Annotated in this window: 20 protein-coding genes; 11 read left to right on the top strand and 9 right to left on the bottom strand. The window is 60.4% G+C overall.

Annotated elements, in window-relative coordinates; genetic code table 11:
- Positions 1-45: 45 nt before the first annotated feature.
- Both WA302_RS06675 and icd read right to left on the bottom strand, forming a co-directional pair.
- Positions 46-945: an HNH endonuclease gene (locus WA302_RS06675; RefSeq protein WP_043141470.1), complete on the bottom strand. Its 900-nt coding sequence runs from the start codon at positions 943-945 to the stop codon at positions 46-48.
- 210 nt (positions 946-1,155) lie between these two features.
- Positions 1,156-2,409 carry an NADP-dependent isocitrate dehydrogenase gene (gene icd / locus WA302_RS06670; RefSeq protein WP_015377612.1) on the bottom strand — a complete coding sequence of 418 codons (1,254 nt, stop codon included), beginning with the start codon at positions 2,407-2,409 and terminating at the stop codon, positions 1,156-1,158.
- Positions 2,410-2,540: 131 nt separating this feature from the next.
- Between icd and rluE the strand changes: the two genes are divergently transcribed.
- From rluE to mnmA, 4 genes are all read left to right on the top strand, one after another.
- A complete protein-coding gene (gene rluE / locus WA302_RS06665; RefSeq protein WP_043141474.1) occupies positions 2,541-3,167 on the top strand; it encodes a 23S rRNA pseudouridine(2457) synthase RluE in 627 nt (208 codons plus the stop codon).
- Between the two features lie 22 nt (positions 3,168-3,189).
- Positions 3,190-3,528, top strand: coding sequence for a lysozyme inhibitor LprI family protein (locus tag WA302_RS06660; protein WP_261456308.1), 339 nt, complete (start codon positions 3,190-3,192; stop codon positions 3,526-3,528).
- A gap of 9 nt (positions 3,529-3,537) precedes the next feature.
- Positions 3,538-3,984, top strand: a complete 447-nt coding sequence (locus WA302_RS06655) for an NUDIX hydrolase (RefSeq protein ID WP_025302526.1) — start codon at positions 3,538-3,540, stop codon at positions 3,982-3,984.
- A gap of 106 nt (positions 3,985-4,090) precedes the next feature.
- Positions 4,091-5,191 carry a tRNA 2-thiouridine(34) synthase MnmA gene (gene mnmA, locus WA302_RS06650; protein ID WP_049295431.1) on the top strand — a complete coding sequence of 367 codons (1,101 nt, stop codon included), beginning with the start codon at positions 4,091-4,093 and terminating at the stop codon, positions 5,189-5,191.
- Positions 5,192-5,240: 49 nt separating this feature from the next.
- Here the strand turns inward: mnmA and kup are convergent, their stop codons facing one another.
- Entirely contained in the window at positions 5,241-7,109 is a 1,869-nt protein-coding gene (kup, locus tag WA302_RS06645; protein ID WP_336063341.1) for a low affinity potassium transporter Kup, read from the bottom strand.
- 331 nt (positions 7,110-7,440) lie between these two features.
- On the opposite strand from kup, the gene hflD reads away from it, so the two are divergent.
- Positions 7,441-8,067 (top strand): high frequency lysogenization protein HflD, encoded by a 627-nt coding sequence (hflD, locus tag WA302_RS06640; protein ID WP_025302523.1) that lies wholly within the window; start codon positions 7,441-7,443, stop codon positions 8,065-8,067.
- 22 nt (positions 8,068-8,089) lie between these two features.
- Positions 8,090-9,460 (top strand): adenylosuccinate lyase, encoded by a 1,371-nt coding sequence (gene purB, locus WA302_RS06635; protein WP_033652066.1) that lies wholly within the window; start codon positions 8,090-8,092, stop codon positions 9,458-9,460.
- Positions 9,461-9,508: 48 nt separating this feature from the next.
- Here purB and WA302_RS06630 read toward each other — a convergent pair whose 3' ends face one another.
- The 3 genes from WA302_RS06630 to pdxR form a co-directional block, all read right to left on the bottom strand.
- The gene (locus WA302_RS06630) at positions 9,509-10,213 is read right to left on the bottom strand and encodes a GNAT family N-acetyltransferase (RefSeq protein WP_025302521.1); all 705 of its coding nucleotides are present in this window, start codon (positions 10,211-10,213) and stop codon (positions 9,509-9,511) included.
- 15 nt (positions 10,214-10,228) lie between these two features.
- Positions 10,229-10,681, bottom strand: a complete 453-nt coding sequence (locus WA302_RS06625) for a GNAT family N-acetyltransferase (RefSeq protein WP_043141490.1) — start codon at positions 10,679-10,681, stop codon at positions 10,229-10,231.
- Positions 10,682-10,796: 115 nt separating this feature from the next.
- Positions 10,797-12,311 (bottom strand): MocR-like pyridoxine biosynthesis transcription factor PdxR, encoded by a 1,515-nt coding sequence (pdxR, locus tag WA302_RS06620; RefSeq protein WP_043141493.1) that lies wholly within the window; start codon positions 12,309-12,311, stop codon positions 10,797-10,799.
- Between the two features lie 138 nt (positions 12,312-12,449).
- Between pdxR and WA302_RS06615 the strand changes: the two genes are divergently transcribed.
- Positions 12,450-13,214, top strand: coding sequence for a GntR family transcriptional regulator (locus WA302_RS06615; RefSeq protein ID WP_261456306.1), 765 nt, complete (start codon positions 12,450-12,452; stop codon positions 13,212-13,214).
- A gap of 4 nt (positions 13,215-13,218) precedes the next feature.
- On the opposite strand, the gene WA302_RS06610 is transcribed toward WA302_RS06615, so the two are convergent.
- Positions 13,219-14,238, bottom strand: a complete 1,020-nt coding sequence (locus WA302_RS06610; RefSeq protein ID WP_025302514.1) for an ADP-ribosylglycohydrolase family protein — start codon at positions 14,236-14,238, stop codon at positions 13,219-13,221.
- A gap of 378 nt (positions 14,239-14,616) precedes the next feature.
- On the opposite strand from WA302_RS06610, the gene phoP reads away from it, so the two are divergent.
- The 3 genes from phoP to WA302_RS06595 all read left to right on the top strand — a co-directional run bounded on the left by phoP (position 14,617) and on the right by WA302_RS06595 (position 17,957).
- Entirely contained in the window at positions 14,617-15,288 is a 672-nt protein-coding gene (gene phoP, locus WA302_RS06605) for a two-component system response regulator PhoP (RefSeq protein ID WP_025302513.1), read from the top strand.
- 5 nt (positions 15,289-15,293) lie between these two features.
- Positions 15,294-16,751 carry a two-component system sensor histidine kinase PhoQ gene (gene phoQ / locus WA302_RS06600; protein ID WP_025160271.1) on the top strand — a complete coding sequence of 486 codons (1,458 nt, stop codon included), beginning with the start codon at positions 15,294-15,296 and terminating at the stop codon, positions 16,749-16,751.
- Positions 16,752-16,835: 84 nt separating this feature from the next.
- Complete coding sequence (locus tag WA302_RS06595) at positions 16,836-17,957, top strand: ribosomal protein uL16 3-hydroxylase (protein ID WP_033638200.1); 1,122 nt, start codon at positions 16,836-16,838, stop codon at positions 17,955-17,957.
- Positions 17,958-17,998: 41 nt separating this feature from the next.
- Here WA302_RS06595 and WA302_RS06590 read toward each other — a convergent pair whose 3' ends face one another.
- Together WA302_RS06590 and pepT are read right to left on the bottom strand one after the other, a co-directional pair.
- Positions 17,999-19,087, bottom strand: coding sequence for a malate/lactate/ureidoglycolate dehydrogenase (locus tag WA302_RS06590; protein ID WP_043141499.1), 1,089 nt, complete (start codon positions 19,085-19,087; stop codon positions 17,999-18,001).
- A gap of 90 nt (positions 19,088-19,177) precedes the next feature.
- The gene (pepT, locus tag WA302_RS06585) at positions 19,178-20,407 is read right to left on the bottom strand and encodes a peptidase T (protein WP_060447277.1); all 1,230 of its coding nucleotides are present in this window, start codon (positions 20,405-20,407) and stop codon (positions 19,178-19,180) included.
- 57 nt (positions 20,408-20,464) lie between these two features.
- Here pepT and WA302_RS06580 point away from each other — a divergent pair, with 57 nt between their 5' ends.
- The gene (locus WA302_RS06580) at positions 20,465-20,737 is read left to right on the top strand and encodes a hypothetical protein (RefSeq protein ID WP_141997848.1); all 273 of its coding nucleotides are present in this window, start codon (positions 20,465-20,467) and stop codon (positions 20,735-20,737) included.
- Positions 20,738-20,751 lie beyond the last annotated feature (14 nt).

Raw genomic sequence — 20,751 nt, 5'->3', positions numbered from 1 at the left:
CGTATCAGGTCTGAACTAATACACTTGAGGGTCCCCCTCAAGCTTTTACTCTTTCTCGAACCCAAACGTCACGCGGTGCCGTTTTAAGTATTTTTTATTCTCCCCAAACAGCCCATCAATTTTTGAGTCCAAGGGAATTTTTAAATCATGAAGCAAACCTGCATATTCTTTCTTGTGCAATAAGCGTCCATTATCATCAAAACTGATCATGCCCCGGTCGAACAATCTGTCCAGGTTAGGAATCAGGGGGAATCCGTTGTAAGGGTCAACTTTCTCTTTGTCATTTGAGATAGACCACGAAACAATATGAGAAGCGGTTAGCATTGACTCAAGCGCAATGCCGGTGACCGCGCATTTTCCGCCCCACTTCTTAAATAATTTATCGCGATAGGGGCCGTGACCAACGCGAGCCTGAATGACGGCTGCTTTAGTGCTTCCTCTCGCCTCTTTTACCGTGGCCGTCTGTTTATTGAAGTCTATTGAAACGTTATCGTTAATAAAACTTGCTATCATTTTTGCTGCAGCCTCGGGTATTTCGCACATGTAAGTCTGCGTACAAAACCCGTTTTCAGCAAAAACTGTTGGCCGACTTAACTCATTAAACACACTCAGAAATATGTCACTGAACTGCAAAACATCGATCGGGTGCTCTAAAACGGTCAAATCTACTTCTACTCGGGTACCTTCACGCTCCCACTTATCAAAAGATCGATTAGGTGGCCGCGGTGCATCATCAGCATCGGCTGTAGCAGTCGCTACATAGACAATCTCTCGATCCTTATTACAAAAGATGACGTCACCTGCTTTTACATCCTTCACTGTCTCCCAGGAGGCATTACTAAACTTTTTCCCGTGCTTATTCATGCCATATTGTGGAGCCCAGAGGAAATTTTGTTCTTTAACCTCATTAAAACTGCTACCAATATTCACCCAGAAAAAGCTCATTAACACTCCTTGTAGAATTTTATCTCATGCAAAAAAATGCGGCTGCAGGCAGTTTATCGTCCATTTCATTGCAAAGTTTAGACGCAGCTCAACCTTTAGATCTATACGCTCTAAAGCGCCAAAATGGCCGAGTTTTGATAACCGTTGCAGTTTGAATAATAAAAAACGGGAACCATCAGGCTCCCGTTATCATTTAACGCTAAAACACCATTACATGTGTTTAACGATAGCGTCGCCAAACTCTGAACATTTCAGCAGCTTAGCGCCTTCCATCAGGCGTTCGAAGTCATAGGTCACGGTCTTGGCAGCGATTGCGCCCTCCATGCCTTTAACAATCAGGTCAGCCGCTTCGAACCAACCCATGTGGCGCAACATCATCTCTGCGGACAGGATGATGGAGCCTGGGTTCACTTTGTCCTGGCCGGCGTACTTCGGCGCGGTGCCGTGAGTCGCTTCGAACAGCGCGCAGTCGGAGCCGATGTTGGCGCCCGGCGCGATACCGATGCCGCCAACCTGGGCCGCCAGGGCGTCGGAGATGTAGTCGCCGTTCAGGTTCATACAGGCGATCACGTCGTATTCCGCCGGGCGCAGCAGGATTTGCTGCAGGAAGGCGTCGGCGATCACGTCTTTAACCACGATCTCTTTGCCGGTGTTCGGGTTCTTGATCTTCAGCCATGGGCCGCCGTCGATCAGCTCGCCGCCGAACTCTTCGCGCGCCAGCTCATAGCCCCAATCCTTGAAGGCACCTTCGGTGAACTTCATGATGTTGCCTTTGTGAACCAGGGTCACGGAGTCGCGGTCGTTGGTGATGGCGTATTCGATCGCCGCACGCACCAGACGCTTGGTCCCTTCTTCGGAGCATGGCTTCACGCCGATACCGCACTGCTCTGGGAAGCGGATTTTCTTCACGCCCATTTCGTCGCGCAGGAATTTGATCACTTTGTCCGCTTCGGCGGAGCCGGCTTTCCACTCGATGCCGGCGTAGATGTCTTCGGCGTTTTCGCGGAAGATCACCATGTCGGTCAGCTCAGGCTGTTTCACCGGGCTTGGAGTGCCCTGGTAGTAACGCACCGGGCGCAGGCACACGTACAGGTCCAGCTGCTGGCGCAGGGCCACGTTCAGAGAACGGATGCCGCCGCCGACCGGGGTGGTCAGGGGGCCTTTGATGGCGACGCGGTAGTCGCGGATCAGGTCCAGAGTTTCGTCCGGCAGCCACACGTCTTTACCGTAAACGTGGGTAGATTTTTCGCCGGTGTAGATTTCCATCCAGGAGATTTTACGTTCGCCGTGGTAAGCCTTTTTAACGGCCGCATCAACCACGTGGATCATGGCAGGAGTCACGTCAACGCCAATGCCGTCGCCTTCGATGAACGGGATGATCGGGTTATGAGGAACAACCAGTTTACCCTGGGCGTCAACCGTGATTTTTTTACCTTCTGCCGGAACAACTACTTTGCTTTCCATCAACCTCTCCTTCAAGCGCAATTTTGTTAATGCTTTGTAAGATGCGTGTAGATACTACTTGAATATTCGGTCCGCGCCAATCCGAAACGGATTCGGTTATAATGCGCTTATCATCCGTAATCTCAACTGTTATGAAAAAATTCTCTGTTAGAAATCACAACGTTAAACGATTCAGCAAGCCGAATGCCGCCAAACCCGCCGCGCCGAAGGGGCCGCGTCGAATTGTGTTATTCAACAAGCCCTTCGACGTGCTGCCGCAGTTCACCGATGAAGCCGGCCGCGCCACGCTGAAAGAGTACATCCCCTTCCCCGACGTTTACGCCGCCGGGCGTCTGGATCGCGATAGCGAAGGGCTGCTGGTGCTGACCAACGACGGACAGCTGCAGGCGCAGCTCACCCAGCCGGGCAAGCGCACCGGCAAAATCTATTATGTGCAGGTCGAGGGCGCGCCGCAGGAGAGCGATCTGGCGCCATTGCGCAGCGGCGTCACGCTGAAAGACGGCCCGACGCTACCCGCCGGTGTTGAGTTGGTGGCCGAGCCTCAGTGGCTATGGCCGCGCAACCCGCCGATCCGCGAGCGTAAATCCATCCCCACCAGTTGGCTGAAAATCACCCTGTTCGAAGGGCGAAACCGCCAGGTGCGTCGCATGACGGCGCATATCGGGTTCCCTACCCTGCGCCTGATTCGCTACAGTATGGGTAATCTTTCGCTGGGTTCACTGCAGCCTGGTGAATGGAAAAGCATCGATTCTCTGTAGACCGATAACTGATGGAGGCGCCATGAAATCCACGCCGATCGCGCTGCTGCTCGCCGCTCTGGCGGCCCCGCTCGCGGCCCAGGCCGCCAGCTTCGACTGCGCCAAGGCGGCAAACCGCGATGAGCAAGCCATCTGCGCCAACCGCACGCTGAACGATTTGGATGTGCAAATGGCCACCCAATACCAATTCCTGCGCGGCCTGTTCGCCATGGGCGCGCGTGGCGCGATGCAGGACAGCCAGCAGGCCTGGCTGGCAAAACGCCAGCGGTGCGGCGGCGATACCGCCTGCCTGCTGCAAAGTTATCGCACCCGCATCGCCGAGCTGGACGACATCTACCGGCGCATCGACAAACCGCTGTAAGGAGACCGCATGTTCAAACCGCACGTCACCGTGGCCTGCGTGGTACACGCCGCCGGCAAATTTTTGGTGGTCGAAGAGACCATCAACGGCAAAGCGCTATGGAACCAGCCGGCCGGCCACCTGGAGGCCGACGAGACGCTGGTGCAGGCCGCCGAGCGCGAGCTGTGGGAAGAGACCGGTATCCGCGCCACGCCGCAGGCGTTCCTGCGCCTGCACCAGTGGATAGCGCCGGATCGCACGCCGTTTCTGCGTTTTTGCTTCGTTATCGAGCTGGAACAGCCGCTGCCGACCGAGCCGCACGACAGCGACATCGATCGCTGCCTGTGGCTGAGCGCCGACGAGATTTTGCAGGCGCCCAACCTGCGTTCCGCGCTGGTGGCGGAGAGCATTCGCAGCTACCAGCAGCCGGAGCGCTATCCGCTGTCGCTGGTCGGCAGCTTCGCCTGGCCGTTTTAAGGGCGCCGAGCAGCACAAGATGACCAGTGCGCCGGCGCGGCCAACGTGGTAAAATCCTGCGCTTGTTTTTATCAGCACGGTTCGTGTTCAAGTTCGTGAGATCCCCATGTCAGACAACAGCCAGAAAAAAGTAATCGTCGGTATGTCCGGCGGCGTCGACTCCTCCGTTACCGCCTATCTGTTACAGCAACAGGGCTATCAGGTCGCTGGGCTGTTCATGAAAAACTGGGAAGAAGACGACGACGAAGAGTACTGCTCCGCCGCGACCGATCTGGCCGACGCGCAAGCGGTCTGCGACAAGCTGGGCATCGAACTGCACACGGTGAACTTCGCGGCGGAATACTGGGACAACGTGTTTGAGCTGTTCCTGGAAGAGTACAAGGCCGGCCGCACGCCGAACCCGGACATCCTGTGCAATAAAGAGATCAAATTCAAAGCCTTCCTGGAGTTTGCCGCCGAAGATCTGGGGGCCGATTTTATCGCCACCGGCCACTACGTGCGTCGCCAGGACGTGGACGGCAAGAGCCGCCTGCTGCGCGGCGTCGACGGCAACAAAGATCAGAGCTACTTCCTCTATACCCTGAGCCACGAGCAGGTGGCGCAAAGCCTGTTCCCGGTCGGGGAGTTGGAGAAGCCGGAGGTGCGCCGCATCGCCGAACAACTGGAGCTGGTCACCGCCAAGAAGAAAGACTCCACCGGTATCTGCTTTATCGGCGAACGTAAATTCCGCGACTTCCTCGGCCGCTACCTGCCGGCGCAGCCGGGCCCGATCGTCAGCGTCGACGGCCAGACCGTCGGCGAACACCAGGGCCTGATGTATCACACCCTGGGCCAGCGCAAAGGGCTGGGCATCGGCGGTATGAAAGACAGCAGCGAAGATCCGTGGTACGTGGTGGATAAAGACGTGGCCAACAACGTGCTGGTGGTCGCGCAGGGGCACGATCACCCGCGCCTGATGTCCGTCGGCCTTATCGCGCAGCAGTTGCACTGGGTTGATCGTCTGCCGCTGACCGGCCCGTTCCGCTGTACGGTGAAGACCCGCTATCGCCAGCAGGACATCCCTTGCACCGTGATCCCACTCGACAGCGAACGCATCGAAGTGCGTTTCGACGAGCCGGTCTCCGCCGTCACCCCCGGCCAGTCGGCGGTGTTCTACCAGGGCGAAATCTGCCTCGGCGGCGGCATTATCGAACAGCGCCTGGCATAATTCGTCTGTCGCAAGAAAAACGCTGCGTTTGCCGCAGCGTTTTTTTTATTCAAAATTCCACCTGTGCCCCCAGTTCAATCACCCGATTCGGCGGGATTTCGAACAGATCCGGCGCCCTCAGCGCGTTGCGCTGCAACAGCTGAAATACCTTGCCACGCACGCGCAGATACCAGGGGCGCTTGCCCAATACCAGCGTATCGCGCGACATGAAGAACGAGGTCTCGTTCATGGTGAAGCTCATCCCCTCCAGCCCGCAGCGATAAAGGATGTCCGTCACGTTGGGCGTCTCGCGCCAGCCGTAGCTCGCCACCACCCGCCAAAAGCTCGCCGACAGCTGTTCGATCGCCACCCGCTGCACGTTGTGCACGTACGGCATGTCGGTGGTGACGATGGTCAGCAGCACCACACGCTCATGCAACACCTTGTTGTGCTTCAGGTTGTGCAACAATACCAGCGGCACCGCATGCGGTGTGCGTTCCATAAACACCGCGGTGCCCGGCACCCGCTTCGGCGGCGCCTTCTCCAGCGACTCGATCAGCGCGCTCAGCCCTTCCTGATTATCGCGCAACCGGCGGATCAGGCGCGAGCGCTCGGTCTTCCAGGTTAGCATGATCAGCAGAATCGTCAGCCCGAGCGCCACTGGCAGCCAGCCACCGGTCGCCAGCTTGATCAGGTTAGCGCCGAACAGCGGTACGTCGATGCACAGCATGACCAGCAGCATCAGCCCGCCCAGCGCGCGCGGCCAGCCCCAGTTTTTCACCGCCACAATGCTCAGCAAAATCGACGACAGCAGCATGGTGCCGGTCACCACGATGCCGTAAGCCGACGCCAGGTTGCTGGAGTGTTTGAAACTGATAATCACGATCAGCACCGCTGCGAACAGCAGCCAGTTCACCACCGGAATGTAAATCTGCCCGGATTCCTGATCGGAGGTATAGATGATACGCATCGGCGGCAGGTAGCCCAGCCGCACCGCCTGGCGCGTCAGCGAGAACACGCCGGAGATCACCGCCTGCGAGGCGATCACCGTCGCCAGCGTGGCGATCACCAGCAGCGGGATCAGCGCCCAGGTCGGCGCCAGCAGGAAGAACGGGTTGTTGATCGCCGCCGGATTGGCCAGCAACAGCGCCCCCTGGCCGAAATAATTCAACACCAGCGCCGGTGCCACCAGCGTAAACCACGCCAAACGGATCGGCTTTTTACCGAAGTGGCCCATATCGGCGTACAGCGCTTCGGCACCGGTGACCGACAACACCACCATGCCCAGCGCAAAGAATGACACCGCCTTGTATTCGAGGAAGAAATTCACCGCCCAGTAAGGGTTCAGCGCCCGCAGCACGCCGGGGTGATGCAGAATACCGCCGATGCCCAGCAGCGCCAGCGTCAGGAACCAGATAACCATCGCCGGGGCGAACAATTTGCCGACGCTGCCGGTGCCGTGCTTTTGGATCGCAAACAATGCGGTCAACACCAGCAGCGATAGGGGTACAATAAAGCTGTCCAGCTCGGGGGCGATGATCTGCAGGCCTTCGATGGCCGACAGTACCGAAATGGCCGGGGTGATCACCCCATCCCCATAAAAGAAGCTGCCCCCCACCAGCCCGATCAGCACCGCCGCCGGCACCCAGCGCGCATCCAGCTTGCGGATCGCCAGCGACATCAGCGTCAGGATCCCTCCCTCGCCGTCGTTGTCGGCGCGCATCACGAAACAAATGTACTTAATGGACACCACCAGCGTCAGCAGCCAGAAGATCAGCGACAAAAAGCCGTAGATCGAGGCCGGCGTCATAGTGATGCCCTCCTCTGCCGTCAGGCATTCGCGCAGGGTGTACAGCGGGCTGGTGCCGATATCGCCGTACACCACGCCGATGGCCGCCAGCGTCACCGCCGGCAGCGGCTGCTTGTTTTTTACGTGCATATAAAGGTCTTTATTTGAGGGCTCACGTTGGCAGTATAGATGCAGCCGCCGCACTTTATTTGCCGCCGCAACAATAAGTTCGCGTCGCCACGCCGGCGATTTTCGCCGCCTATTTGCGCAGTTCTGCGCCGCACGGCGCCTCCGCCTCGTTACGGGCGTATTAGACGCTGGGTTTACCCTCGATTTTGTGGCATGATCCGCGGCATTCGTTGTCATCGTTGTTACAGCCACGCCCGATCGTTCCCGTTCGCGGCCGCCGCCGTTACCCTGGCGATACACACAACCTTATGCAGTAAGCCATGTACCGTTCACAGCGTTTACAGGAGTATTCGTGGCGAAGAATTATTATGACATCACGCTGGCCATGGCGGGCATCAGCCAGGCGGCGCGTTTGGTTCAGCAACTGGCCCACGAAGGGCAATGCAATCGCGAAGCCTTTCAGACCTCGCTGAAAAGCCTGCTGCAGATGGACCCGCCCTCCACGCTGGCGGTGTTCGGCGGCGAGGAGCGCAATTTGATGGTCGGCCTCGAAACCCTGATGGGCGTGCTTAACGCCAACAACAAAGGGCCGGGCGCGGAACTGACCCGCTACACCATCAGCCTGATGGTGCTGGAGCGCAAGCTCAACGCCAACAAACAGGCGATGAACACGCTCGGTGAACGCCTCGGCCAACTCGAACGCCAGCTGGCGCACTTCGATCTTGAGTCAGACACCATCATCAGCGCGCTGGCCGGCATTTACGTCGACGTGGTCAGCCCGCTCGGGCCGCGTATCCAGGTAACCGGCTCGCCGGCTATCTTGCAGAACCCGCAGGTGCAGGCCAAGGTTCGCGCCACGCTGCTGGCCGGCATTCGCGCCGCCGTGCTGTGGCAACAGGTTGGCGGCAGCCGCCTGCAGTTAATGTTTTCCCGTAATCGTCTGTTCAAGCAGGCGCAAAATATCGTTGCTCATTGTTAATCGATCCCAGGAGTTGCTACCGATGGAATTATCCTCACTGACCGCCGTTTCCCCCGTTGATGGACGCTACGGTGATAAAGTCAGCGCACTGCGCCCCATTTTCAGCGAATACGGTCTGCTGAAATTCCGCGTACAGGTTGAAGTACGTTGGCTGCAAAAACTGGCCGCCTGCGCAGAAATCAAGGAAGTTCCCGCTTTTGACGCCGACGCAAACGCTTTCCTCGACAAAATCGTCGCTGAATTCAACGAAGAAGACGCTCAGCGTATCAAAACCATCGAGCGCACCACCAACCACGACGTGAAAGCGGTCGAGTATTTCCTGAAGGAAAAAGTGGCGGCGGTGCCTGCGCTGCACGCGGTGTCCGAGTTCATCCACTTCGCCTGCACCTCCGAAGACATCAACAACCTGTCGCACGCGCTGATGCTGCAAAGCGCCCGTCAGGACGTGGTGCTGCCTTACTGGCGTAAAATCATCGATGCGCTGAAAGGGCTGGCGCTGGAATACCGCGATATCCCGCTGCTGTCGCGCACCCATGGCCAGCCGGCGACCCCGTCGACCGTCGGCAAAGAGTTCGCCAACGTGGCTTACCGCATGGAGCGCCAATACCGCCAGCTGGAGCGCGTGGAGATCATGGGTAAAATCAACGGCGCGGTCGGCAACTACAACGCCCACATCGTCGCTTACCCGGAAGTGGACTGGCATCAGTTCAGCGAAGCGTTCGTGACCTCGCTCGGCATCACCTGGAACCCGTACACCACCCAGATCGAGCCGCATGACTACATCGCCGAGCTGTTCGACTGCGTAGCGCGTTTCAACACCATTCTGATCGACTTCGACCGCGACATCTGGGGCTACATCGCCCTGAACCACTTCAAGCAGAAGACCATCGCCGGCGAAATCGGTTCTTCCACCATGCCGCACAAGGTCAACCCGATCGACTTCGAAAACTCCGAAGGCAACCTGGGCCTGGCCAACGCCGTGCTGGGCCACCTGGCGGGCAAACTGCCGGTCTCCCGTTGGCAGCGCGACCTGACCGATTCCACCGTGCTGCGTAACCTGGGCGTGGGCCTGGGCTATGCGCTGATCGCCTACCAGGCCACCCTGAAAGGCATCAGCAAGCTGGAAGTGAATCAGGCACACCTGCTGGACGAACTGGATCACAACTGGGAAGTGCTGGCCGAGCCGATCCAGACCGTGATGCGCCGTTACGGCATCGAGAAGCCTTACGAGAAGCTGAAAGAGCTGACCCGCGGCAAGCGCGTGGACGCTGCCGGCATGCAGGCGTTCATCGATGGCCTGGCGCTGCCGGAAGAAGAGAAAACCCGTCTGAAAGCGATGACCCCTGCCAACTACATCGGCCGCGCCACCACCCTGGTCGACGAGCTGAAGTAAGCGCTTTAGCCCGATAAAAAGGCGGCCCGCGGGCCGCCTTTTTGCTTATTATTCGCCGCGCAACACCTGCAGCCGAGCTATCTGCCGCCCCTGCGCATCGAAGTTGTCCGCGCTAAGCCAGCGCGCCAGCGCCTGTCGTACCGTCGGCCACCGGTCGGCGGTGATGGCGAACCAGTCGGTATCCCGGCTGCGCCCCTTGACGATCACCGCATAGCGGAAGTTACCCTCGTAGCGAAAGCCAAAGCGCAGCGCAGCCTGGCGGGAGGGTGCGTTATGGCTGTCGCACTTCCACTCGCAGCGGCGGTAGCCCAGCGTGTCGAAGGCATAGCGCAGCAGCAGCGCGATAGCCTCGGTGGCGCTGGAGCGCTGTTTCATCAACGGCGACCAGCTGACGTGGCCGATCTCCAGCACGCCATTGGCCTCGTCGATGCGCATCAGCGCCACCGTGCCCACCGGCGCGTCGCTGGCGGCGTCGAACACCGTCAGATTAACCAGCGTCGGGTTGGCTTGCAGCGTTTCCAGATGCTGCAGCATCGCCGCCGGCGTGTCGGGCCGTTCGATAGACAGATAGGTCCAGTCGCGGCCGTCCGGCGCCAGTTGAAACGCCTCGAACAGCGCGGCGTAATCCCGCTGCGGCTCGAGCGGCGCCAGCGAGCAGAAACGCCCGCCGAGCGTCGCGCCGCCCGGACGGCGAGCCGGCTGCCAATCCGGCATCGGTTCGCCAATCGGCTGACCATAACGATTCATTGCCATACACGCCTCCTGCGGTTAACGGGTATAAACGATAAACGAGCTTCTTCTGCCGATTTTGTCGTACAGCGAGCGCGCCGGCGCGTTGTACTCCTGGGTCATCCAGTAGACCCGATCGCTGCCGCGCGTCTCTGCCAATCGGTACGCCTGTTCGAACAGCTTTTCCGACACCTTATGGCCGCGCGCCTGCGGCGACACATAGAGATCTTCGATATAACAATAGCCGACTGCGCTCCAGGTGGACGGGTGGAACACCAGGTTCATCAGCCCCAGTAGCTGGCCGTCGGCATCCTCCGCCACCAGCCCGTACACCTGTTCATCCTGCCCCAGGCGTTCGAAGGTGCGATCGGTCACCTGCGGCGCCACATCGGCGCGGTAAAAGTCGAGATAGCCCTGCCAGAGCGCCAGCCATTGCGCTTTGTCGTCGCCATTGATTCTGCGGATAGTCACTTCAGGGTTTGATGGGTTCATAGCGCCTCACGGTGTAAGATATTATTTCCATTAGGGAAATAATCGGATAGCGGCAGAATACACCGCATGGCGGCGGTACAATACGGACCAATCTGAAACACAGAGCAGACCAATTTTAGCCATCGCTTTCCACCGGCAGCGCGTTGAACACCTGCGCCAGCGTGGCGATAAAGCGCACGATCTCATCCGGCGTATAGGCCGAGAAGCCGAGCACCAACGCCCCGCGCTGCGGTGTGCCGGTGTAGAAGTCCGCCAGGCCGTACAGCCGTATCCCCCTTTCGGCGGCCGCCACCACCAGCCGCCGCTCCGTCGCCGCATCCGCCAACGGGCAAACCAGCTGCAGCCCGCCCTGCGGCAGCGCCGGACGCGTCCAGGCAGCAAGGTGACGATGCACCGCGTCGTACAGCACGTCCAGCCGCGCTTTGTACAGCGTGCGCATATTGCGCAGATGCTCAGCGTAGCCGCCCTCGTGCAGGAAGTGGAACAGCGTCATCTGCGCCAGCGCCGACGTGTAGCCGTCCTGAAACTGCCTGGCGGCGACCAAGGGCCGCACCAACTGAGGCGGCGCGATCATGAAACCGATGCGCAGCCCCGGAAACAGCGTCTTGCTGAAGGTGCCGATGTACAGCGTACGCCCGCCGCTGTCCAGTCCCTGCAGCGCCGCCTTGGTTTGCCGGTCGTAGTTGAACTCGGCGTCGTAGTCGTCTTCGATGATCCAGGCCCGGCAGCGCTGCGCCCACTGCAACAGCGCCAGCCGCCGCTCGAGGCTCAGCGAATACCCCAGCGGGTAATGATGGGACGGCGTGATGTAAACGCCCCGCCCGCCGCCCGAAGCCTGCATCAACTGCCCGACGTCCAGCCCTTGTTCATCGATGCCGATCGGCCGCGCCTGCAGCCCCGCCGACTGCACCAGTTTTTTTGCCCCCTGGTAACCCGGCTCTTCGACGAATACCGCATCGCCGGGATCGAACAGCACCTGCGTACACAGCGCCAACGCCTGCTGAGAGCTGGTGACCACGATCACCTGTTCCGCCGTCGCCTTGACGCCCCGCTCCCGCTGCAGATAGTGCGCGATCTCCGCGCGCAGCTCCGGCAGCCCTTGCGGATCGGCATACCCCAATAATCGCTCGCCGTGCCGCCGCAGCGCCTGCTTTTCCTGCTGCAGCCATTGCTCGATGGGGAACGCCCGCAGGTCCGCCAGCGAAGGCGTCAGCGAAGCCTGGCGGCAGGTGTGCGGCGTATGGCTGACCGCCAGCAGCGCCCGGCCGCGATCGCTCAGCTCGCGCTCCGCCAGCCGCGCCTCTTGCCCCGTCGCCGTCGTCAGCAGTTCACGGCCGAGCAGCGTGTCACTACGATAACGCACAAAGCTGCCGCGCCCCACCGTTCGGCTGATGAACCCCTCAGCCTCCAGCCGCGCGTAGGTCTGTTCCACCGTGTCGCGCGCCACCGTCAGCCGGGCCGCCAACGCACGGCTCGGCGGCAGCTTCGCCCGCCAGGGCAGTTCTCCGGCGGCAATCAGTTGCAACAGAGCCTGATGCAGCGCCGAGCGCCGGGTCAGGCCTTGTTGCCGCTGCTGCGCGAAGGCGGCCAGGATTGCCGCGTCATCCGCGTAGGGTGGGTGATCACTCATGGGCAGTCTGTTTCTCCGAGCTTAAGGCGATTGCACACTACTCTACCCCATTTCCCCTCTTGGCGGCGGCAGTTGCGCTGCCCGGCGAAATCCCCTTAAATAAGCCATCGCAATGCGGCTACAGGATTTCCGTCGGCTATGAGCAAGGAGACCAACCAGCGTCTGCTGGACAAACTGCAGCAGGATCTGGCCAGCGTGGGCGCGATGCCGCTGTATTTGCGCTTCAACGCCTCGGTGCGCCAGGCTATCGATCAAGGATTGCTGAATGCGTGGGATTTTTTGCCCAGCGAGCGCCTGTTCACCGAACGGCTCGGCATCTCGCGCATCACGGTACGCAAAGCGTTGGCCTGCCTCGAGCAGGACGGCCTCATCGGCCGTTCACGCGGTTACGGCACCTTTATCCAACTGCAACGGCCCGAACCGAAGCTGTTCTATTCTTTGGCAGACGTCAAAGGATTCTCGAGCGAGGTGTTACAGCAGGGGCGCCGGCCAGATACGCAATGGATCAGCCGCGAGCGGGTACCCGCCAGCGCCGAACTGGCTGAAAAGCTGCAGCTGGCGGCCGGAACGCCGATCTACACACTCAAACGCATTCACTTGATCGATCGGCGGCCGATGTCGGTGGCGGTGTCCTACGTGGTGGTGGCGGCGATTGCCAACGTCGACGAGATCGGCATCTCGCTGTACGACTACTTCCGGCGCAATAACGTCGAAATGGGATCGCTGCGCAGTCAGGTCAGCGCGGCGATGGCCGACGACGACATCCGCCGGGCGCTGCAATTATCAGAACCGATGCCGCTGCTGATCGTGCGTCAAACGCTGTTCGACCACAGCAAGAAGCCGATCGAATACAGCGAAAGCTTCTGCCGCAGCGACATGTACGAGTTTACCAGCGAAAGCTGATCCGTTATGCCTCGCCCTGCCGGCGGCGGCGAAAGCGCACGAACGCCTGAACGTAAGCCTCGATATCCAGCGGATTCATCCGTTTTAACTCCGCCAGCAACCCGGCTTCGATCGCTTCAGCGCCATGCAGCGCGCCGCAAATCGCAGTGGCCATCGCACCGATGGTGTCGGTATCGCCGCCCAGGTTGGCGCACAGCACGGCGCACCGGGTAGGGTCGGTTTGCGCCAGCTGCACCATCGCCAGCGCCGCCGGCACCGACTCGATGGTGCTGACCCCGGCGCCGATCAGTTGATACACCCGCTCGGAGGCCTGCTCGGGATCGCTGGCTTCATCCACCACCTGAAACGCCAGCTCGATACGCGCCGCCAACGAGGGGCTGAACGTCGTCTCCTGACGGCGCTGGGCATACTCCGCCACGCCCGGCAGCGCCAGGCGAATCGAGGCCCAGTCCGCGCCCTCCACCGCCCGCGCAACCGCCCAAGCGATCGCGACGGCCCCGGCGACGGCGATGTCAGATTTGTGCGTCGGGCTGGAGGCCAGCCACACCTGCTGACAGAACTCCTCCAGCGGCGCAGACGGCAGCACGCAGCCTAAAGGCGAAATGCGCATCGCCGCACCGTTGGTGATGCCGTTGTTTTCCAACTCGGCGATTGGCGTTCCCGCTTTCTGCTCGCTCAGCGCCAGTTTGGAACTGGGGCCGAGAATGTTCTTGTTGAAGGCGTCAAAACTGTCCACCCAGCGGATCACATTGCGGGCGATCAACTCTGGCACCACCTCGCCTTTCGCTTCCCGCAGCGCATCGGCCAGCGCTAACGCCATCGCGGTATCGTCGGTATATTGCCCGGCCTTGAAGTAGCAGGCGGCCGAGTTCTCCGCCGGCCCATCAAGGAAACCGTCTATCCAACCGAAATGGCGCTTAACCCGCTCGCGCGGCCACAGCTCGGAAGGCATGCCGAGCGCGTCGCCCAGCATCTGTCCGTAAAGTGCGCCCGCTATGCGTTCTGCCTGGGTTAACTGCTTCATCCGTCGCTCCTGAGAAAATATGCCGATACCTCGATAATACCTTATTAGTACCTTTAAAGCTTATCAAGCGCCCCGGTTCACATTTTGCTTTCGCGACAATGCCTGGCGCGTTTAAGTTGCGTTTAACGTTGCCCCGTCGCTGTTTATCCGACGTTTATCAGAACTTGTCGATAATGTCGGCGAACAAATTGATAACGCTTATTTTAATACATTGCTTCGGTTCTCTTGCGAGCCGGGCGGGTTATACCTACCATAGCCTCAGCACTTTTTGTCAAAATGGTTCAGGTGGCCGCGTTATCCCCTGACACGCCGCAGAGCGTGTTCCCTTTTATCGCGTGGGTGACAGGACGTTCACCCGCACAGTCACAGGAGTTCGCCATGCGAGTACTGGTTGTTGAAGATAATGGTTTGCTGCGCCACCACCTTTCCGTTCAGATGCGCGAGATGGGCCATCAGGTCGACGCGGCCGAAGACGCCAAGGAAGCCGATTATTTCCTGCAGGAACACGCGCCGGATATTGCCATCGTCGATCTCGGCCTGCCGGGCGAAGACGGCCTGAGCCTGATCCGCCGTTGGCGCGCGCACCAGACCAAACTGCCGATCCTGGTGCTGACCGCCCGCGAAAGCTGGCAGGACAAAGTGGCGGTGCTGGAAGCCGGTGCCGACGACTATGTCACCAAGCCGTTCCACCTGGAAGAAGTGATCGCCCGCATGCAGGCGCTGATGCGCCGCAACAGCGGCCTGGCTTCGCAGGTGATCGTGCTGCCCCCGTTCCAGATCGATCTGTCGCGCCGCGAACTGAGCGTCAACGATCGGCAGATCAAGCTGACCGCTTTTGAATACACCATCATCGAGACCCTGATCCGCAACGCCGGCAAGGTGGTGAGCAAGGATTCGTTGATGCTGCAGCTCTACCCGGACGCCGAGCTGCGCGAAAGCCATACCATCGACGTGCTGATGGGACGTTTGCGTAAAAAGGTGCAGGCGGAATACCCGCATGAAGTGATCACCACGGTACGTGGCCAGGGTTATCGTTTTGACGCGAAGTGAACATGATGTTCAACAAGAATAAAAAACCGTTTTCGCTGCGCGCCCGCTTCCTGATGGCGACCGCCGGGGTGATCCTGGCGCTGTCGCTCTCTTACGGTTTGGTGGCGGTCGTCGGCTACATCGTCAGCTTCGACAAGACCGCCTTCCGCCTGCTGCGCGGCGAGAGCAACCTGTTCTTCAGCCTGGCGCAGTGGAAAGACAACAAGCTCACCATCGCCATCCCCCCCGATATCGATCTCAACTTCCCGACGCTGGTCTTTATCTACGACGATAAGGGCAACCTGCTCTGGAGCCAGCGCAAAGTGCCGGAGCTGGAGAAGCTGATCAACAAGGAATGGCTGGAAGAGTCCGGCTTCTACGAAATTGACACCGATACCCGCATCAGTAGCGAAGTGCTGGGGGATAACCCCAAAGCGCAGGATCAGCTGAAGAATTATGACGATACCGATCAGAACGCGCTGACGCACTCGGTGGCGGTCAACACCTATGCCGCCACGGCGCGGCTGCCGGCGTTGACCATCGTGGTGGTCGACAGCATTCCGCAGGAGCTGCAGCGCTCAGACGTGGTGTGGGAGTGGTTCAGCTACGTGCTGCTGGCCAACCTGCTGCTGGTGGTGCCACTGCTGTGGCTGGCGGCCTACTGGAGCCTACGGCCGATCAAGGCGCTGGTCAATCAGGTGGGCGAACTGGAGAACGGCGAGCGCGATCAGCTGGATGAGAATCCGCCCAGCGAGCTGCGCGGGCTGGTGCGCAATCTGAACATTCTGGTGCGCAACGAGCGCCAGCGCTACACCAAATATCGCACCACCCTGTCGGATCTGACCCACAGCCTGAAAACGCCGCTGGCGGTGCTGCAAAGCACCCTGCGCTCGCTGCGCAGCGGCAAGCAGACCACCATCGAAGAAGCCGAGCCGATCATGCTGGATCAGATCGGGCGCATCTCTCAGCAAATCGGTTACTACCTGCACCGGGCCAGCATCAACTCCGGCCAGACGGTGCTGACGCGCGAGATCCACTCGGTGCCGGCGCTGCTCGACAGCCTGGTGGTGGCGCTGAACAAGGTTTACCAGCGCAAAGGGGTGGTGATCACGCTGGATATCTCGCCGGAAGTGACCTTTATGGGCGAGAAGAACGACTTTATGGAAGTGATGGGCAACGTGTTGGAAAACGCCTGCAAATACTGCCTGGAGTTCGTGGAAATCACCTCGCTGCACTCAGAGAAAAATCTCACCATCGTCATCGACGACGACGGCCCGGGCATCCCGGAAAGCAAGCGCCAGCTGATCTTCCAGCGCGGCCAGCGGGTGGATACCCTGCGCCCCGGCCAGGGCCTTGGCCTGTCGGTGGCGGCGGAGATCATCGAGCAATACGACGGCGAAATCGTCATCAGCGACAGTCCGCTCGGCGGCGCGCGCATGCAGGTCACCTTCGCCCGCCAGCACGACACCCACCACAACGAGTAAATTATGCCGCTGCGGCCCCGATCCACGGGGCCAAACTTCCGTTATAATCGCACTCAGGCTCACTCCTCTATCCTGGAATAGAACATGGATTATCAATTAGATCTGGACTGGAACGATTTTTTGCAACGCTATTGGCAAAAGCGTCCGGTGATTCTGAAGCGCGGCTTCAAAAACTTTATCGATCCGATCTCCCCGGATGAGCTGGCCGGGCTGGCGATGGAAAACGAAGTGGACAGCCGCCTGGTCAGCCACCAGGACGGCCGTTGGCAGGTTGCGCACGGCCCCTTCGAGAGCTTCGATCACCTGAGCGAAAACAACTGGTCGCTGCTGGTGCAGGCGGTGGACCACTGGCATGAGCCTTCCGCCGCGCTGATGCGCCCGTTCCGCCAGTTGCCGGACTGGCGGATGGATGACCTGATGATCTCCTTCTCGGTGCCGGGTGGCGGCGTCGGCCCGCACCTCGATCAGTACGACGTGTTCATCATTCAGGGCACTGGCCGCCGCCGCTGGCGCGTCGGGGAAAAAACGCCGCTGAAACAGCACTGCCCGCACCCGGATCTGCTGCAGGTCGAACCGTTCGACGCCATCATCGACGAAGAGATGGAGCCGGGCGACATTCTCTACATTCCGCCGGGCTTCCCGCATGAAGGCTACGCGCTGGAAAACGCGCTCAATTACTCGGTGGGCTTCCGCGCGCCGAACGGCCGCGAGCTAGTGAGCGGCTTCGCCGATTACGTGCTGGCACGCGAGCTGGGCAGCAAACGCTACGGCGATCCGGACGTTAAACTGCGCGAACACCCGGCGGAGATCCTGCCGCAGGAAGTGGACGCCTTACGGCAGATGATGCTGGATCTGGTGCAACAGCCGGAACACTTCCAGCACTGGTTCGGCGAGTTTATCTCCCAATCGCGCCACGAGCTGGATCTGGCGCCGCCGGAGCCACCGTATCAGGCCGGGGAAATCTACGAACTGCTGCAACAGGGTGAAGCGCTGCAGCGCCTGGGCGGGTTGCGCGTGCTGCGGGTCGGCGATCGCTGCTTCGTCAACGGCGAACTGATCGACACCGACCAACTGCAGGCCGCAGACGCCCTGTGCCAAAACTTCAGCGTCGACGCCGCCCTGCTCGGCGACGCGGTGGACGATCCGTCATTCCTGGCGCTGCTGACCGCGCTGGTCAACAGCGGCTATTGGTACTTTAACGACTGATTGCGAGTACGCGAACAAGCCACCCTGCCGGGTGGCTTTTTTTATGCCTGCCGCGCCTGCGCGCGAAAGCCGGCCAGCGCTTCATTCGCCATGCCCGCCTGCTCTGCCGCCGCGCAAATCTGCCGCCAGGTATTGGCGTCTATCGGTATGCCCTGCTCCAGCCGCGTCGCGCGGTTGGCCTCTTCCCATTCTCCCGGCACCGCGATCGGCTGTTCGCCGCTCGGCGGCGACGCCTTCACCCAGCCGATAAACGCTTCGGCCTCGGCCTGCATTTGCGGGGCGTCGAAGGCCTGAGGATCGAGGATCAGGGTCGTCATGCAGTTGAAGATGGCGTCGCTGTCGGCTTTCAGCGTAGCGTCGTGGGTGGTGCGGCCGCCGGAGAGCGCGCCGCCGAGGATCTCGCACATCGCCGCCAGCGCATAGCCTTTGTGCAAGCCGAACGGCAACAGTGACCCGAACGGCGCTTCGTGCATCACCTTCGGTTCGGTGGTGGGTTGCCCGTGTTCGTCGATCAGATAGCCCGGCGCCACCGACAGCCCTTTGTTATAGGCCACCCGGGTCTTGCCGAAGGCGATGCCGCTGGTGGCGAAATCCAACAGCAGCGGCGTTCGGCCCGGCCGCGGGAAAATGGCGCAGAACGGGTTGGTGCCGAAGCGGCGATCGCTGCCGCCGAACGGCGCCACCATCGGATCGCCCACCACGTTGACGAAGTGAATCGAGATAAAACCGGCGCGGGCGCACTGCTCCGCCCAATGGCCGATGCGGCCGATATGGTGCGCATTGTGCAGCGCCACCGCTGCCAGGCCCAGCTTGCCGGCGCGTTCAATGCCCAGCGCCATCGCTTCGCTGGCCACCACCTGACCGAAGCCGCGCGCGCCGTCGAGCGTCAGCACCGCGCCAGCGTCGCGCACCACTTCGGCGTGCTGATTGAGCTGTAATTGCCCCTGCGCCAACGACGCCATGTAGCTGGGGATCATGCCGACGCCGTGCGAATCGTGCCCGGCCAGATTGGCCTGCACCAGATGATCGGCCACCAGCTCGGCTTCGCGCGCCGTACTGCCGGCCTGGCGCCAAATCGCCTGAACGAACTGCGCCAAATGCGGGCTGGCGATACGGTATTCGGTGCTCATCATGCGGTCCTTATGCGTGGGGAATGTACCTCCACACTATGAGCAACGCCTTGTTGCGGCAAGCGATTATGCCGATCGCAAGCGTCCCGTTTACCGCGCCCGCTCGGCGGCCAGCGCCGCGATGCGCATGATCACCGCCACCGCTTGCTCCATGCCTTCCAGCGTCACGAACTCGTGCTTGCCGTGGTAGTTGTAGCCGCCGGTGAACAGGTTCGGGCACGGCAGGCCGCGGAACGACAGCTGCGCGCCGTCGGTGCCGCCGCGGATCGGTTTCATCACCGGTTCGATGTCGCAGTCGCGCATCGCCTGCTGCGCCAGCGCGATCACGTGCGGGTGCTCCGCCACCTGTTCGCGCATGTTGTAATAGCTGTCTTCGATGCTCACTTCGATATAGCAATCGCGCGGCAAGCCTTTGCCGACCTCGTGGGCGATGTCCACCATTTTGCGTTTGCGCGCCTCGAACCCCTCGCGCTCGAAGTCGCGCAGGATATAGTGCATTTCGGCGCGCTCTACGCTGCCCTTGATGCTGCTGAGGTGATAAAAGCCCTGGTAGCCTTCGGTGGTCTCCGGCGCTTCGTCCGCCGGCAGCGCCTGATGAATGCGGGTGGCCAGCGACAGCGCGTTGACCATCACGCCCTTGGCGCTGCCGGGGTGCACGCTGTTACCGAGGATTTTGATCGTCACCGAGGCGGCGTTGAAGTTCTCGCACTCCAACTCGCCGACGCCGCCGCCGTCCACGGTGTAAGCCCATTCGGCATTGAAGGCCGCCACGTCGAACAGCTGCGCCCCTTTGCCCACCTCCTCGTCCGGGGTGAAGGCCACACGGATGTCGCCGTGCGGGATTTTGCGCGCGCGCAGGCGCACCATGGCGGTGAGGATCTCGGCGATGCCGGCCTTGTCGTCGGCGCCCAGCAGCGTTTTGCCATCGGTGGTGATCAGCGTCTGCCCCAGCATCTGGTGCAGGATCGGGAACATCACCGGCGACAGCACTTCATCACCGATGCCGAGCGCAATGTCGCCGCCGCGATAGTTCTCGACGATCTGCGGATTGACGTGTTTGCCGCTGAAATCCGGCGAAGTATCCAGATGGGCGATAAAACCGACCGCCGGCACCGGCCAGGCGACGTTACCCGGCCAGGTGCCCATCACGCAGCCGTGTTCGCTGAGCGACACCCGCTCGAAGCCGAGCGCGATCATTTCCTGCTGCAACGCACGCGCCAGCTTCAACTGCCCGTCGGTGCTCGGCACATGCTTTACGTTCGCTTTGGACTGGGTGTCGAAAGAGACGTAGTTGAAAAAGCGGTCAAGTAATTTGTCCATGGTAGCGGCCCCTCAGAATATCGCGTTTCATTATGCGGAACCGATCAGGATCAAATATTGCGTCAGGTCATTTTTAACCAGAATTCGCCAATATCATTAATCTTTGTGATGATTTCTGAGAGGAATAATGCTGTCATCACAGGGTCATTTGTCGCTATCATGATGAAAAACGCGGCATCTGGGCCGGATCGGCTTTCAATTCCGGCATTCAGCGTCTATCATGCGCGCTCGAAAAATTTCCATTGGCGTAACTGGTTTGAGCTTCATTTGATCAGCGGGCATCCCGCAAGCTCCGGCAGTCTTTTCCAGTTGCGGTTCTATCTGCATTAGCCCACGGGATAGAG

The sequence above is a fragment of the Serratia sp. 201 genome (assembly GCF_037027545.1).
Lineage (GTDB): Bacteria > Pseudomonadota > Gammaproteobacteria > Enterobacterales > Enterobacteriaceae > Serratia > Serratia bockelmannii.
This window is presented reverse-complemented; position numbering and strand designations above follow the sequence as displayed.

Bases quoted from the DNA above. Each gene is read 5' to 3' on its own strand.
- WA302_RS06675 (WP_043141470.1), bottom strand. From the start codon at position 945: ATGAGCTTTTTCTGGGTGAATATTGGTAGCAGTTTTAATGAGGTTAAA.
- icd (WP_015377612.1), bottom strand. From the start codon at position 2,409: ATGGAAAGCAAAGTAGTTGTTCCGGCAGAAGGTAAAAAAATCACGGTT.
- rluE (WP_043141474.1), top strand. From the start codon at position 2,541: ATGAAAAAATTCTCTGTTAGAAATCACAACGTTAAACGATTCAGCAAG.
- WA302_RS06660 (WP_261456308.1), top strand. From the start codon at position 3,190: ATGAAATCCACGCCGATCGCGCTGCTGCTCGCCGCTCTGGCGGCCCCG.
- WA302_RS06655 (WP_025302526.1), top strand. From the start codon at position 3,538: ATGTTCAAACCGCACGTCACCGTGGCCTGCGTGGTACACGCCGCCGGC.
- mnmA (WP_049295431.1), top strand. From the start codon at position 4,091: ATGTCAGACAACAGCCAGAAAAAAGTAATCGTCGGTATGTCCGGCGGC.
- kup (WP_336063341.1), bottom strand. From the start codon at position 7,109: ATGCACGTAAAAAACAAGCAGCCGCTGCCGGCGGTGACGCTGGCGGCC.
- purB (WP_033652066.1), top strand. From the start codon at position 8,090: ATGGAATTATCCTCACTGACCGCCGTTTCCCCCGTTGATGGACGCTAC.
- WA302_RS06630 (WP_025302521.1), bottom strand. From the start codon at position 10,213: ATGGCAATGAATCGTTATGGTCAGCCGATTGGCGAACCGATGCCGGAT.
- WA302_RS06625 (WP_043141490.1), bottom strand. From the start codon at position 10,681: ATGAACCCATCAAACCCTGAAGTGACTATCCGCAGAATCAATGGCGAC.
- pdxR (WP_043141493.1), bottom strand. From the start codon at position 12,311: ATGAGTGATCACCCACCCTACGCGGATGACGCGGCAATCCTGGCCGCC.
- WA302_RS06615 (WP_261456306.1), top strand. From the start codon at position 12,450: ATGAGCAAGGAGACCAACCAGCGTCTGCTGGACAAACTGCAGCAGGAT.
- WA302_RS06610 (WP_025302514.1), bottom strand. From the start codon at position 14,238: ATGAAGCAGTTAACCCAGGCAGAACGCATAGCGGGCGCACTTTACGGA.
- phoP (WP_025302513.1), top strand. From the start codon at position 14,617: ATGCGAGTACTGGTTGTTGAAGATAATGGTTTGCTGCGCCACCACCTT.
- phoQ (WP_025160271.1), top strand. From the start codon at position 15,294: ATGTTCAACAAGAATAAAAAACCGTTTTCGCTGCGCGCCCGCTTCCTG.
- WA302_RS06595 (WP_033638200.1), top strand. From the start codon at position 16,836: ATGGATTATCAATTAGATCTGGACTGGAACGATTTTTTGCAACGCTAT.
- WA302_RS06590 (WP_043141499.1), bottom strand. From the start codon at position 19,087: ATGAGCACCGAATACCGTATCGCCAGCCCGCATTTGGCGCAGTTCGTT.
- pepT (WP_060447277.1), bottom strand. From the start codon at position 20,407: ATGGACAAATTACTTGACCGCTTTTTCAACTACGTCTCTTTCGACACC.